The organism is Sorangium sp. So ce1153, from assembly GCF_051521595.1.
Lineage (GTDB): Bacteria > Myxococcota_A > Polyangia > Polyangiales > Polyangiaceae > Sorangium.
The window spans coordinates 9,915,830-9,929,814 of the sequence record NZ_CP150361.1; the positions used below are offsets into that span (position 1 = coordinate 9,915,830).

The 13,985-nt window shown below is 74.6% G+C and carries 10 protein-coding genes; 3 read left to right on the forward strand and 7 right to left on the reverse strand.

Features of this window, described 5'->3' with window-relative positions:
- Genes WME85_RS35715 through WME85_RS35730 form a run of 4 tightly spaced genes read right to left on the reverse strand, consistent with a single transcriptional unit; the run spans position 1 to position 4,089 of the window.
- Positions 1-1,152: a sensor histidine kinase gene (locus WME85_RS35715; RefSeq protein ID WP_437827563.1), complete on the reverse strand. Its 1,152-nt coding sequence runs from the start codon at positions 1,150-1,152 to the stop codon at positions 1-3.
- Positions 1,152-1,673, reverse strand: a complete 522-nt coding sequence (locus WME85_RS35720) for a Rab family GTPase (protein WP_437827564.1) — start codon at positions 1,671-1,673, stop codon at positions 1,152-1,154. The genes WME85_RS35715 and WME85_RS35720 overlap by 1 nt, the downstream gene beginning before the upstream one ends.
- A gap of 3 nt (positions 1,674-1,676) precedes the next feature.
- Positions 1,677-3,455, reverse strand: a complete 1,779-nt coding sequence (locus tag WME85_RS35725) for an OmpA family protein (protein WP_437827565.1) — start codon at positions 3,453-3,455, stop codon at positions 1,677-1,679.
- A gap of 49 nt (positions 3,456-3,504) precedes the next feature.
- Positions 3,505-4,089, reverse strand: coding sequence for a hypothetical protein (locus WME85_RS35730; protein WP_437827566.1), 585 nt, complete (start codon positions 4,087-4,089; stop codon positions 3,505-3,507).
- Positions 4,090-4,464: 375 nt separating this feature from the next.
- Between WME85_RS35730 and WME85_RS35735 the strand changes: the two genes are divergently transcribed.
- From WME85_RS35735 to WME85_RS35745, 3 genes are read left to right on the forward strand one after another with little or no spacing between them, the layout of a single operon-like run.
- The gene (locus WME85_RS35735) at positions 4,465-6,144 is read left to right on the forward strand and encodes a serine/threonine-protein kinase (protein ID WP_437827567.1); all 1,680 of its coding nucleotides are present in this window, start codon (positions 4,465-4,467) and stop codon (positions 6,142-6,144) included.
- A 25-nt stretch (positions 6,145-6,169) separates the two neighbouring features.
- Complete coding sequence (locus WME85_RS35740) at positions 6,170-7,963, forward strand: PEGA domain-containing protein (protein ID WP_437827568.1); 1,794 nt, start codon at positions 6,170-6,172, stop codon at positions 7,961-7,963.
- A 14-nt stretch (positions 7,964-7,977) separates the two neighbouring features.
- Positions 7,978-10,896, forward strand: a complete 2,919-nt coding sequence (locus tag WME85_RS35745) for a hypothetical protein (protein WP_437827569.1) — start codon at positions 7,978-7,980, stop codon at positions 10,894-10,896.
- Positions 10,897-10,920: 24 nt separating this feature from the next.
- On the opposite strand, the gene WME85_RS35750 is transcribed toward WME85_RS35745, so the two are convergent.
- From WME85_RS35750 to WME85_RS35760, 3 genes are read right to left on the reverse strand one after another with little or no spacing between them, the layout of a single operon-like run.
- Complete coding sequence (locus WME85_RS35750; protein WP_437827570.1) at positions 10,921-11,598, reverse strand: hypothetical protein; 678 nt, start codon at positions 11,596-11,598, stop codon at positions 10,921-10,923.
- A 14-nt stretch (positions 11,599-11,612) separates the two neighbouring features.
- On the reverse strand, positions 11,613-12,872 hold the full coding sequence (locus WME85_RS35755; RefSeq protein WP_437827571.1) for an MbnH family di-heme enzyme: 1,260 nt from the start codon (positions 12,870-12,872) through the stop codon (positions 11,613-11,615).
- Positions 12,873-12,877: 5 nt separating this feature from the next.
- Entirely contained in the window at positions 12,878-13,852 is a 975-nt protein-coding gene (locus tag WME85_RS35760) for an MbnP family copper-binding protein (protein ID WP_437827572.1), read from the reverse strand.
- Between the last annotated feature and the right edge of the window lie 133 nt (positions 13,853-13,985).

The window sequence follows — 13,985 nt, forward strand, 5'->3', positions numbered from 1 at the left end:
TCACCCTCTCTGCGTCCCTTCCTGGGCCCCTGGGCCCGTCGCGCCACCCGCGCCGGCACGCCGCAACCGGAGCCAGAACCTCGCTCCGCCTTCCGGGCGCGCCTCGTACCCGATCGCGCCGCCCCACGCCTCCACCGCGATCCGGGCGCCGTAGAGCCCGAGGCCGCTGCCCGCCCCCGGATCGCCGCCGCGCGCGAATTTCTGGAACAGGTGCGGCGCCACGGAAGGCGAGACGCCCGGCCCCTCGTCGTCCACCGTCACGCGGACCCACCCGGGCTCCTCGTGCACCAGGAGACGCACCGACGTCCGCGCGACCGTGAACCGGAGCGCGTTCTCGACGAGGTTGGAGAGCACGCGGGCGAGCCTGCGCTCCTCGCCGACGACGTTGCACGGCGGTCCCCCGCAGGGCTCCGGCGGCCCCTCCAGGCGAACGCCGCGGCCGCACGCCGCGGGCGCGAGCGCCTCGAGGACCTGCGCGATGGTGCCGCGCAGGTCCGCCGACACGGGGAGGTCGTCGCCGGGGTCCTCGAGCGCGGCCCCGTCGCCCGCGAAGGCGTCGAGGATCTCGCGGATCAGCTCGCGCTGGCGCAGGGCGGCCCTCAGCGCGAGGTCGGCGAGCGCCGCGCTCTTCTGCGGGAGCGGCTGCTCCTGCAGGAGGGACAGGGCGCCGAGGAGGCTGTTCAGCGGGCCGGAGAGGTCATGGACGATGCAGTGGACCAGGACCTCCTTGCGCTCGACCTCGCGCGCCAGCGCCTCGTGCAGGAGGCGCAGCTCGCGCGCCCGCTGGAGCACCCGGCGGCGCTCGTGCACGAGCGCGTCGCTCCGGGTGATCACGAGCAGCCGCGACGGGCCCACGCGGAGCGCCGTCGCCTCCAGGTGCAGCGCCTCGTCGTCGTCGGTCCTCTGCGTCCAGCAGTCGGACCGCGCGATCGGCGCTCCTTCGGTCACCCAGGCCCGCTCCGCCTCGGGGAGGAACACCTCCAGGAACGGCAGCGCGCCGTCGAGCCGGAGCGGCTCCTCGCGCCACGACGCCGCGCCCTCGAGCCGGAGGAACCACGGCGGCGGCTCCCCGCGGACGACGAAGCTGCCGTCGTGCAGGCGCTCGATCACGAGCTTGTCCAGCGCCGAGAGGAGCGAGGTGGCCACGTCCATCAGCCTCGCCACAGGAGCGCTTCGCTCGCCAGCATCGCGCGCGCGAGCGCGCTGAAAGCGCCCTCGACCCCGGCGCCGGTCTTGGCGCTCGTCCTCGTGACCAGCGCGCCGGCGCTCTCCAGCGCGGCCTCGGCGGCCCGGTCGATCTCCCAGGCGGCCGCGAGATCGGCCTTGTTCAGGACGATGACGGACGGGAGCTCCCCGGCGACCGCCCGCGCGGCAGCGTGGAGCCGGAGCCCGGTCTCCACGGTGGGGCGCCGCGTGCCGTCGATGACGAGGAGGAAGCCCGCGGAGCCGCGCACATACGATATCTGGACCTCCTGGAACTCGTCCTCTCCGCTGAGGTCCCAGAGGATGAGATCGAGCTCTCGATCATCGCACCTCACCCGCCGCGTCTCGATCGTCACACCGATGGTCGTCCGGTAAGACCCGGAGAAGATGCTGCGCACGAAGCGGTCGACGAGGCTGGTCTTGCCGACCCCGGTGGCTCCCAGCATGCAGACCTTGCGCTTCTCCGCCATGCGCTAGTCCTTGGACGCCGCGCGCAGGTCCACAAGGAAGATCACGCTGCGCGCGCGCCGCTCGGCCTCGCCGGGAGCGCACCCGGCGCCGGCCGCTCGTCCTTCGCAGGACGGGGAGAGGGGCGCGGGCCGCACGCCCGCGCCGACCGCGCGCAGCCGGTCGGGCGGGACGCCGCGCGCGCGGAGCTCGGCCGCGACGTGCTCCGCGCGGGCCAGGCTGAGCGCCTGGTTCGACGCCTCCGCGCCGGCCGGATCCGCATAGCCGATCACGCGGATCTCGGCGGCCATGCCGGCCTCGCGCGCGAGCGCGAGCAGCCGCTCTGCCGCGGCCGCGGCCTCGCCGGCGCGCGCGGCCTGCTCGGCGGTAAGCCGGGCGGCGCCGCGGGAGAAGCGGAGCTCGATCGCCTCGACGGCGCTCGCCGCGGCGCGCGCCCGATCCACCGATTCCTGCGCTTGGAGGCGCTCGCCGTCGAACGACGCCACGCCCGGGAGCACCGCCGCCGACCACCGCGCGCGCTCGATCCAACGCTCGGGCGCGACCCCGCTCGCCACGAGGGCGCCGCCGCGGAGGACCAGAGAGACCCCCGGCGGCGGCCGCAGCGCCTGCCTCACCCGCTGCTCGACGATCTGCGGGTGCAGCGAGTAGAACGGCTCGAAGCGCAGCGTGACGGCCCGGCGCACGGGGCCGCCGCGCTCGATCACCGCCCTCGGGTCCGCGGCGAGCGGATCGCGCAGGCCAGTGAACGCATACTGACCGTCGTGCCGCTCCGCCGCGCTCACGAGCAGGCCTGGCTCGCGCCGCAGCGCCTCGACGCAGCCGGCGAAGCGGCGCTGATCCCGCCACGCGGAGCTCGCCCAGGAGCCGAGGACGATCGCGCCGATCGCGGCCAGCACGGCGGCAACCGCGAGCGCGGGCCGACCCCCGCGCGAGACCGGGTTGCGCTGCTCGCGCAGGCAGCTCGCCAGCAGCTCGCGGCTGCCGGAGAACGGCGCCTGATCTCCGCGGAATCCGGCGAGCTCATCCCCGTAGGTGAGGTGGAGGCGCTCCAGCGCCTCGCGCAGGACGGTCTCGTACTCCTGCGGCGCCGCGCCGCGCACGATGGCCACGAGGAGGGCCGAAGGGCCGTGCTCGACCCACCCCGTGAGATCGCCCACGCGGAAGTGCTCCAGCCGCTCCTCGGTCCGGAAGGCGTCGTGCGCGAACGCGTCGATCGCGGTGAGCATCGCCGAGACCTGATCGGGATCCCTGAAGGGGACCCCCTCGGCGCTCACGTGGCCGAGGACGATCCCCGTGCCGCGGTGGACCAGGAAGAGCTGTTCGGTCCGGTAAACCATCGTGCGGAGCAGCACCACCTCCGCGAAAGGGCGCCCCGTGCGCCGCGCCTCGATGCGCCAGCGCACGCTCTTCAGGGAGAAGCCGAGGGCGAGCGCCTCGTCGAGGCGCTGGAGCATCGCCCGGAGGACGCAGGTCACCGACCTGCGGATCGCCGGCCCCATCGCGGGGGAGATCGCCTCCGCGAACGCCCCGGGGTCCCTGCGCACGCTCTCGTGGATCGCGCGGGTGATGAGCGGATCCATCGCCCACGCGAGCGCCTCGCCGCTCTTGCGGCTCGCGACGACGGCCTGCGGCAGCACGTCCGCGACCATCCCGGCCATGGACCCGTCCAGCCGCTCCTCGATCCGCCGGATCCGGCGCTGCTCGGGGCCCACGAGCAGGGGGCGGAGGTCTTCGAGCGTCTTCGGCGGCGGGGGTGTCCCGCGGCGCGCTCTCGGTGGTCCCATCGTTCGTCTCCGGATGTCCGTGCCCGCTCGCCGAGGCGGCGGCGCCGCGTCACGCGGCTTCGTCCGAGCGGCGCTCCGCCTTCTGGTACCGCTCCGCCTCCGCGCTCCCTTCGGCCGCGGGCGCGTCGGGCGCGCCTGCGTCGGCGCTGTCGTCCCAGGCCGCGGCGAGCTCGCGCTCGAGCGCGGCGCTCAGCTCGTCCCGCGTGCGCCGCGTCTCGTCCAGGAACGACTTGGACTGCTCCAGCAGCTGCTGCCGGAACTCGCGCTGCGTGCGCGCCACGAGATCTTCCAGCCGCTGGACCCGCTGCTCGAACAGCCCGAGCGCTTCCCTCGACTCGCGCGCGACGTTGCCGAGCGCGCAGGCGCCGGACGAACGGTGGGCCTCGAGCGACGCGCTGAGCGACTCGATCTCCCTGCGCACGTGGGCCTCCAGCACGTCCAGGCGCCGTCGCGCCTCGCCCCGGATCTCCTCCGCCTGGGCGGCGAGCTGCGCGTCGGTGTGCGAGAGCCGGCGAGCGAACTCGCGGAGCTGCGCGCCGCACAGGATGTCGCGTACCTGCTCCAGGCTGTTGATGACGGCGGACTCTGCGTGTCCTGCGCTCGCATCGTGCTCCGTCCGTCCGCTCACCCTCATGACCATGATCAATTCCCCCTCTCCCCTGCGTGCGGCGCGTGTTCCACGGTGAGAGCCGAGCCCGCCCGTCACCGCACCCTGCCAGTCGCGCGGTCGCGCCCGCGACGCCGGCCCGCTCAGGGTTTTCTTTCTTGTCTGGATACGAGGCCCTCGTTCATCGCGTCACGCACCGCGCTCCATGGGTCAGCGCCATGGCCGCTGGTAGCCCTCGAGAAGGCATGGCCGGCGCAGCGCGCGGGGAGGCCGAGGGGCGCGCCGCGCCGCGCGGGGGAGCTCGGAGGACCTGAGTTTCCCCGAGCGCTGTGGCTCATGATACAAGGGAGCGCATGGGGGCGCTCTCCTGTGGTCAGCGACGCCACGACCTCGAAGCGTTCTGTGCTCGCTAGGGAGGGCGCGCTCATCGCGGGCAAGCTCCGCCTGGAGCGACCGCTCGCCAGCGGCGGAATGGGGGCGGTCTGGGTCGCGCGGCACCTGCTCCTCGACACGGACGTCGCGGTCAAGTTCATCAACACCGAGGGCGACGCGCCAGGGTCGCTGCGCGCGCGGTTCCTGCAAGAGGCCAAGGCCTCGCTCCGTATCAAGAGCCCTCATGTGGTGCAGGTGCTCGACTACGGCGTCGAGGACGGCACGCCGTTCATGGTGATGGAGCTGCTCGAGGGCGAGGATCTGCGCGCCCACCTCGAGCGCGCCGGGCGGCTCTCCCTGGAGGCGACCTACCAGCTGCTCGCGCCGCTCGGCAGGGCGCTGCGGCGCGCCCACAGCATCGGCCTCGTGCACCGCGACCTCAAGCCGAGCAACATCTTCCTCGCGCGCTGCGGCGATGAGGTGATCGTCAAGGTGCTCGACTTCGGCATCGCCAAGCAGGTCCACGAGCAGCCGCCGTCCGCGGTGACGACCTCCAGCGTGATCATCGGCTCGCCGCGCTACATGAGCCCCGAGCAGGTGCGCGCGGCCAAGCAGCTCGATCACCGGAGCGATCTCTGGTCGATGGGCGTGATCGTGTACCAGGCGCTCACGGGGCGGACGCCGTTCGAGGACGAGACCCTCGGCGGGCTGATCATCGCCATCTGCGCCGAGCCGTGGCCGCTCCCGTCAGCGCTCGTGCCAGCGCTCGACGCCGGGGTGGACCGCTTCATGGCCCGCGCGCTCGAGCGTGACCCGGCGGCGCGCTTCCAGAGCGCGGACGAGATGGTCGACGCCTTCGCCGCGCTCGTGGGGGCGCGGCCGCCGATGCGCTCGGAGTCCGCCCTGCTGCGCGCGGAGAGGAGCGACGCCCCGGTCGATCCCACGGCGTCGACGGCTCCCCAGGACGGGATCGCGGCGCGCCACGACGGCGCCGGCTCCGCGCCGGAGGTCGCGCCGGCCGCGGCGCCGGAGGTCGCGCCGCCGGAGGTCGCGCCGCGCGCCCCGGCGGACGACACAACCCTGGCCGCGCTCGCCACGCGAGCGCCGAAGAAGAAGCGGGCCTGGGGCAAGCTGGCCTGGCTGCTCGCCGCGGGCGCGACGGGCATGGCCGCCGCTGCCGCGCTCAAGCTGCGCCCGGAGCGCGGGACCGGGGAACCGACCGCGGCCGCAGCCCCCGCAGCGTCGGCCCAGGCGCCCGCTGCTGCGCCCGCACCGCCCGCGCTCACGTCGCCCGCGGCCCGCGGCGCGCCGGTGCGGCTCGCCATCGAGCCGCCCGGCGCCATCGTGAAGGTGGACGGCCGCGCGGTGGCCGTGGACGGCGGCGCCGTCGAGATCCACGGCGCGATCGGGAGCACGCACGTGGTCGACGTGCAGAAGGACGGCCGCCAGATGACCCGCGCCGTCGTCGTCGAGGCGTCGGGCGCCGTGCCGGACAGGCTGGTGCTCGCCGCGCCGGCGCCCGCCCGCGCCGATGCGCCCACCCGCGGCGATGCGCCCGCCCGGCGCGCCAGCTCCGCCCCGCGCGACGGCGCGCCCGCTCCGGCGCAGGCCTCCGCCCGCGCCGATCGATCCGCGTCTCCCGCGAGAGCGTCGGCCGCCACGCCTGCCGCCGCGCCGCTCGAGCCCGACCTGAACAGGCAGTTCGAGTGAGCCAGGCCAGAGCGCGCCGAGGCTCATGATCAAGGCGAGCGCGGGATCGCGGCGCCGCGCCGCGGCCATCGCCGGCCTTGTCGCGCTCTCGTCGCCGCCCGTGCCCGCGGGGGCCGCGCCGGACGCGCCCCGCGATGCGCCGAGCGCGCCGGCTCCCGGCGCGGAGGCCCGTCCCGGGGGCGAGGAGACCGGGGCGCGGGAGAGCGCGCGCTGGCACTTCGACAAGGGGCTCTCGCTCTACGACGCCGGCGCCTGGGACGCCGCGTATGCCGAGTTTCTCCGGTCGCGCAGCCTCCATCCCACCCGCGCGGCCACCCAGAACGCGGCGCTCTGCCTCCGCCGCCTCGGGCGGTACGACGAGGAGCTCGAGATGCTCGAGCTCCTGCTCGCGTTCCCGGAGCTCACCGCGCCCGAGCGCGCCTGGACCGAGCGCGAGCTCGCCGCGGTCCGCGGGCTCGTGGGCTCGCTGGTGCTCGACGTCGCCGAGCCCGGCGCCGCCATCTCCATCGACGGCCGCGCCCGCGGCGCGACGCCCGCGCCCGCGCCGCTCCGCGTGCCGGCCGGATCGCGCGTCGTGCGCGTCTTCAAGCCCGGATTCGCGCCGGCGGAGGTGCGCGTGGACGTGGCGGGCGGGCAGTCGGTCCCGGTCCGGATCGAGCTCACGCCGCTCGTGCACTCCGGGTGGATCCGGGTGGAGGAGGTCGCGGGCAAGGCGCTCGACGTCGTCGTCGACAACGTGGTCGTCGGCAAGACGCCGTGGAAGGGGCTGGTCCCACCCGGCGATCACGTCGTCTTCCTGAGGGGCGAGTCGAGGGGCGAAGGACGGCTCGGGACGCAGCCGGCCCCGGCGTCGGTGCGGCTCAACCAGGTCACGGAGCTGAAGCTGCTCGCCGAGAGGCTCTCGGCCGCGCTGCGCGTCGAGCCCACGCCGGCGAGCGCCAGCGTCGTCATCGACGGGGTCAACGTCGGGCGCGGGAGCTGGGACGGCGCCCTCCGGCCAGGGGTGCACCGCGTCGCGATCGCCGCCGAGGGGTTCGTCCCCCAGGCGCGCGACGTGACGCTGCGGGAGAGCGCGCGGGAGGTGCTCCGCGCGGCGCTGGAGCCGGTCCGGGGCCCGCCGCTCTGGTGGGCGCAGGCGCGGCCCTTCGTCGAGGCGGAAGGCTACCTGGGCGTGCTCCCCGGGTTCGGGGGCGACGTCGCGGGGCGGTGCGCGGGGGGCTGCTCGGCGCCGCCGGGGCTCGCCTTCGCCGCGCTCGGGCGCGCCGGCTACCGCCTCCCCGCGGGCGTCCTGCTCGCGGTCGAGGCGGGCTACCTGACCGCGCGCCAGACGATCGCCGGTCGCCCCGAGGCCGTGACCCCCACGGGCCTCGCGCCCAACCCCGGTACGGCGGACGACACGCTCCTGCTCCGCGGCGCGCTCCTGGGCGTGTCGCCGGGCGTGCGGCTCGATGCGCCTGTCCCGCTCACGTTCGCGCTCGGCGCCGGCGCGTTCCTCGGCACGCTCGTGGATCGGCGCAACGGCCGCTTCACGCCGCGCTCGGGCTCCCCGTACGAGGTCGGCGCGACCGAGGCGCTGGCCGCGCACGGGCTTTACGTCGCGCCCGCGGTCCACATCCGGGCGCGGCTCGGCGAGCGGCTGGAGCTCGGCGCCGGCGTGAGGGCGATCGTCGTCGTGCTCCCGAGGCAGCCCCGGTGGGCTCCCGAGGAGGGCTATGTCCTGGCTGGCTCCGACGGTCAGGGTCAATTCCCGGGAGCGCGCGTGAGCGGCTCCGTGCTCACCGCCTTCACACCGGGGCTCATCGCGCTGTATCAGTTCTGAAGGAGGAGAGCGCGATGGTGCGAGTCGCCTGCGAGACCGCGCACGTTGGGATCCCCTGGGCGCGGCGGCTGGGGCTCGGGCTCGGCGTCGCGGCCGCCGTGTCCGCCGGCGGGGTGGCCGCCGTGTCGTGCACGCCGGACAGCCCGGCGGGCGAGCCCGCCGGCGCCTCCTCCGCCTCGGCGCCGGACACGGCGCTGGCCACGCCGCGGGCCGCGTACATCGAGGCCGTGCAGGCGCGCGCTCCCGCGGCGTACAGCGCGGCGCCGACCGCGGACGGCGTGCGCGTCGACAACCCGGCGCAGGGGTTCGCCGCCCGGCTCACCGGCGCGGGCGTGCGGCTCGCGCCCCGTCGCGACGCCGGCTGGAGCTGGTCCATCGCCGCGTCGCGCTGGGGGTGCGCGGGCCAGCTCGCGCCTGTCGCGGCCGCGGAGCCCGAGGCGCGCGGTCACCGGATCGAGTACCGGCGCGCGGGGCTGACGGAGTGGTACGTCAACGGCCCGCTCGGGCTGGAGCAGGGGTTCACGCTGCCGGCGCGCCCGTGCGCGGACGAGGGCGCGGAGGTCGTCATCGAGCTGTCGCTCGGCGACGGGCTCGATGCGACGCTCGTCGAGGGCGGCGCCGCCGTGTCGCTGCGGGCCCCCTCTGGCCGCGAGGTGCTGCGGTACACGGACCTGCACGGGGTCGACGCGGCGGGGCGGGCGCTGCCCGCGCGGCTCGAGGTGGAGGAGCGGCGGCTGGCGATCCGGGTCGACGCGGCGGGCGCGGTCTATCCGGTGGTGATCGATCCCCTGGTCTGGGCGGATCAGGGCGTGCTCGTGGCCAGCGAGCCGGGCAAGGCCCCTGTCGGGCGGTCGGTCGCCGTCTGGGAGGACACTGCCGTCGTGGGCGTCAACGAGCACGGCGAGCGCGGCGGCGCATCGGGCTCTGCCCATGTCTTCGTCCGCGCGGGCTCCGCCTGGTCCGAGCAGCAACGGCTCGCCCCCGCCGCCGGAGCGTCGCCGGCTGACCAGTTCGGCGCCGCGGTCGCGATCTCGGGGGACACGATCGTCGTGGGCGCGCCCGGGGACGACGCGCGGGGCGTGGCTTCCGGCGCCGCCTACGTCTTCACCCGCGCTGGCTCCGCGTGGTCTCAGCCGAAAAAGCTGCTCCCCGACGGCGAGGCGGCGGGCGACCGGTTCGGCTCGTCGGTCGCGATCTCGGGGGACACGATCGTCGTGGGGGCCGACGAGGACGGCGACCGGGGCGCCGGGTCGGGCGCCGCCTACATCTTCGGCCGCGTCGGCTCAACCTGGTCGCAGCAGCAGAAGCTCCTGCCCGCCGACGGGGCAGCGGGCGACCACTTCGGCCACGCGCTCGCGGTGGAAGAGGACACGATCGTCGTGGGGTCGCCCGGGGACGTCGTTCGAGGCGTGGGGTCGGGCTCCGCGGTTGTCTTCGCCCGCGCCGACTCCGCCTGGTCGCAGCGGCAGAAGCTCCTGCCGTTGCGCCCGGCGACAGGCGACCGGTTCGGCTCGTCGGTCGCGATCTCGGGGAGCACGATCGTCGTGGGTGCGCGCGGAGAGGACGACGAGCGCAACGGCGCGAACTCGGGCGCTGCCTACGTCTTCGGCCACGCCGGCTCCAGCTGGTCCGAGCCGCAAAGGCTCGCGCTCGCGGACGGCCTCTCGTCCGACTTCTTCGGCTCGTCGGTCGCGATCGCGGGGGACGCGATCGCGCGGGAAGCGATCGTCGTGGGGGCCTATTTCAAGGACGACAACGGCGCGGAGTCGGGCTTCGCCCGCGTCTTCGCGCGCGCCGGCGCCGCCTGGTACGAGCAGCAAGAGCTGCTGTCTCCCGACGGCTCGGACGGCCGCTTGCTCGGCGATGCGGTCGCGATCTCGGGGGACACGATCGTCGTCAGGTCAGAGGACGGCGGCGGCGCGGGCTTCGCCCGGGTCTTCACGCTCGCGCGCGTGGGTGGAGATCGGTGCGAGCGAGATGACCAGTGCGCCACGGGGCACTGCGTGCGCGGGCTCTGCTGCGACACGGCCTGTGACGACGGGTGCGACGTGTGCGCCTCCAGCCTCGGGGCGACGGCGGACGGGGTGTGTACGAAGCTGACGTGCGCGCCGTACACGTGCAGGAAAGGCAGCGACGTCTGCCTGACGCGCTGCAGCTCCGATGCCGAGTGCGCCGAGGGGAGCCGCTGCGCCGCCGATCGAACGTGCGCGCGCGTGCCGAAGAGGCGGCGCGGAGAGGCGTGCGAGCCGGGCGCGGAGTGCCTGGAGAGCGGCTGCGCGGTCTGCGAGCCGGGGCTGTTCTGCGTCGACGGCGTCTGCTGCAACGAGGCGTGCGACGGCCAGTGCGAGGCGTGCGACGGCGCGGCGCGGGGGACGTGCTCGCCCGTCACCGGCGAGCCGCACGGGGGGCGACCGAGGTGCCCCACCGGCGAGGATCCTTGCGACCAGCCGCAGTGCGACGGCAGAGATCCGGACACGTGCGCCGCGTACCCCGCGACCGGCACGAGGTGCGGCGCCGCGTGCGACGGCGCCCGCTTCTCGGTGATGGAGTGCGACGGCGAGCACCGGTGCGCGGCGGCGCTCGAGGTGTCCTGCGACGGGTTCGTCTGCGAGGACGCCCGGACCTGCAAGACGCGCTGCGAGGGCAAGGACGATTGCGCGAAGGGCTACGCGTGCAGCGGCGGCGCCTGCGTCCCCTCGGTCGCGTGCGCCACGGTGGACGACTGCGCGGCGCCCGCCGTGTGCGACGCGACGACGAGGACCTGCGTGCTGCCCGGCAGCTGGACCACGGAGCCGCCGGCCTGCGGCTGCGCGGCGCCGGGGAGCGGCCAGCTGCCCCGGTCGGGCTGGCTCGTCGCGCTCGCCGCCGCGGGAGCGATGGCGCGCAGGCGCTCGCCGCCGCGCGGCAGCCCGAGCGGCCGCGGCCGGCGCTGAGCCCGGGGGGGCCCCGCCGCGCCCTCAGGGCGCGACGGAGAACGTGACCGGCTCGCCCGTGAAGGGCCCCCCGCCCGGCGCGATGCGGTTGTTCTCGAACACCGCGTTGACCACGTCGACCGTGATCGGCGCGCCGGCCGCGCGGAGCTTGTCCCAGGCCGCCGCGTCGGGCGTGTAGCTCAGCTTGGTCGTGAACACCCGGAGCAGCCCTTCGCGCTCGGCCGTCGAGAAGACCAGGAAGTAGGCGCGCCCGTTGACGGGCGTGCCGTGAGCCCGCGCCGCGCGCACCGGCCCGAGGAGCGCGCCGAGCTCCGCGAGCACCGACGCCCCCACGGGGCCGGACTCCCGCGCTCCCGGCGCGGCGCCCGCCGCGCGCCACGGGGCCGCCCGAGGCGCCGCCCCCTGCGCCGCGCCCGCGATGTGGAAGGTCAGCTCCGGCGCGGCGTCGCCCGGGAGCGCCGCGCCCTCCTCGGGCGCGTCGAACACCGTCGCCTGCGAGGCGTCGTCCTTCGGCTCCGCCGCGAGCAGCACGACCAGCGCCTCGTCGGTCGCGCCCCCCTCGTAGATCACGTCGTCGAGGCTCGGCCCGGACGACGTCCCGCTCGACGCGTCGCCGTGGTCGTGGCCGCCGCCGCACGCTCCGGCGTACATCGCGGCCGACGCGAGCGCCGCCAGGGCGGGGATGAGGAGCGCTCGGCGCATGGAGGGTCCGCGGCTCACGGCGCCTCCGTCCACGGATCCGCGAAGCGCGGGTCCGTCAAGAACGCTTCGTCCGTCAGGGTCTTCAAGAAGGCGATCACGTCTGCTTTCTCCTCTGCTGTGAGATCGAACCCGCTGATGAGCTCGCTCTTGAACCTGTTCTCGCTCCCCACACCGGCGTTGGGACCGGACTCGATGGTGCGCCCTCCCGCCGCGTAATGGTCGAGCACCTCCTCGAGCGTCTCGATGCTGCCGTCGTGCATGTACGGCGCCGTGACCGCGATGTTGCGCAGCGTGGGCGCGCGGAACCGGCCCATGTCCGCCTCTTTGCCCGAGATCTCGTACACCCCGGCGTTGCCCTCCGGGTAAGCCCCGGTCCCGCCGATGTTGTAGAGGCCCGTGTTGTGGAACATCACCTCCGTGAACGTGGTCCCGTCGTGCTGCACCGAGTCCGACAGGTTGAAGCCGCCATGGCAGTGGAAGCACTCCAGCTTCTCGGAGAAGAAGAGATCCATGCCGCGCAGCGCCGCCTCCGGCATCCCCGAGGGGTCGCCGTCGTAGCGGTACCGATCATAGGGCGAGCGGTACGAGAGGAGCGACCGCTCGAACGCGCCGATCGCCCTGGTGATGTTGTCGAGGCGGATGGGGTCGCCGTCGCCCGGGAAGGCCTCGGGGAAGAGATCGCGGTACAGCGGCTCGTCCTGGAGCCGCTCGATCATCTCGTCTTCCCTGCCCGCCAGCCCGAGCTCGACCGGCGTCTCGCCGAACATCGGGGAGAGCGCCTGCTCCTCGAGCGTGTCGATGAGCGGATTCCCCCAGGTCAACGTCGTGAGGTACGCGACGTTGGCCAGGCTCATCGAGCCGCGCGTGTGCATCTGGCCAGTCGACCCCTTGGCGCACGCGAGGCCGTCGGAGAACGCGAGTTCCTGGGCATGGCACGAGCCGCAGGAGTACGTGCCGTTGCCCGACAGGCGCCTGTCGTAGAAGAGCCGCCTCCCGAGCTCGACCTTGGCCGCCGACATCGGGTTGCCCTCCGGCACCTTCGGCACCGGGAACCCCGGCGGCAGCCCCCAGTCGTAGACGCCCGCGTCCTCTCCCCCCGCGCCGCCCGCGCCGCCCGCGCCGCCCCCCTGGCCGCCGGCGCCCTCCCCCGCCGACACGCCCGGGTCCGGCTGGCCCCCGCCGCCGCAGCCAGAGGAGAGGGCCGCGAGCGCGGCGAGGACGACGGAGGAGGTCGCGAAGCGACGTAGGGCGATCACCAGACCAGACATCGGCATGGCTCCTACTCTACCCTGAAGAACGCCTGATGCTCGGGGCGAGGCGAGCCATCGGTGATATCGATACCGAGCCGGGTGAACACCAGCGCACATTCGGGATTGGTCGGCTCCGACATGCAGCCCTCGCTCCCCGCCACGTCGCTGTCCAGCACGAGCGTTGCGTAGTCGACGAGCACCTTCGTCGTGAGCGGATCGACCCCCTCGAGGACGACCTCGGCGATATTGAGGCGATCGCACGTCACCTTGCCGTCCGCGCCGTTGATGCAGCCGGTGCTGCCGACATGCACGAGGAAAGCGCCCTGGTCCGCCTCGGCGGCGCTGTCGATGCGCAGGAACTTGTAACCGTTGGTCCAGTTCCAGAACAGCCCCGACAGGTTGAGCGGCGAGGGCGCTGACGACGCGTCGCCGTGGTTGAGCTCGGACGGGACGCCCAGCTTGAACGAGAGGCCGTCGTACTCCCCGGCCGGAACCGACCCGCGCACCGTGGAGTTCGTCTCTTGCGTACCGTTGGCGCAGCTGCCCGTCTTGTCCTCGAAATCGAGCAGCGCGACGTCCTGGAACTGCCATAGCTCGTCCTGTTCGAGCGCCACCGGCACCGTCTCGCCGTCTGCGCGGTGCAGGCGTACATCGTGGATGTACAGGCGGAAGTCGTTGAGCCTCACCTCCGTCGCCGAGGTGCCGACAGCGTAGGACTCCTCGCAGGAGAACACGTCATCACCGACGCGCCCCTCGAACTTCAGCTCCACAGGAATCGTACCGTCGCCGCCGCCTGCCCCGCCGCCCCCTGCGGCGTCGCCTCCCGCTCCGCCGCTCCCGCCGGCGTCGCCCGCCCCGCCGCTCCCGCCGGCGCCGCCAGAGCCCGTCGAGGTCGATGTGGCATCGACAGGATTCACACCGTTCTCGCCGCCGCACGCCATCACCGAGAGCGCCGCCCCGACGAGCGGGAACAGGAGCCTTGTTGCACGAATACCGGATTTCATGAGAGCCCTCCTGGGGAACGACGCGCGCCACGATAGGCCGCGTCGCAACCAAGCTGAATGCGACATGTTGTCGCGATCGCTATCGCGATCGGATCCAGAGCGCGAGTCGGGTCGACGTCACAAAAGAGCCTCC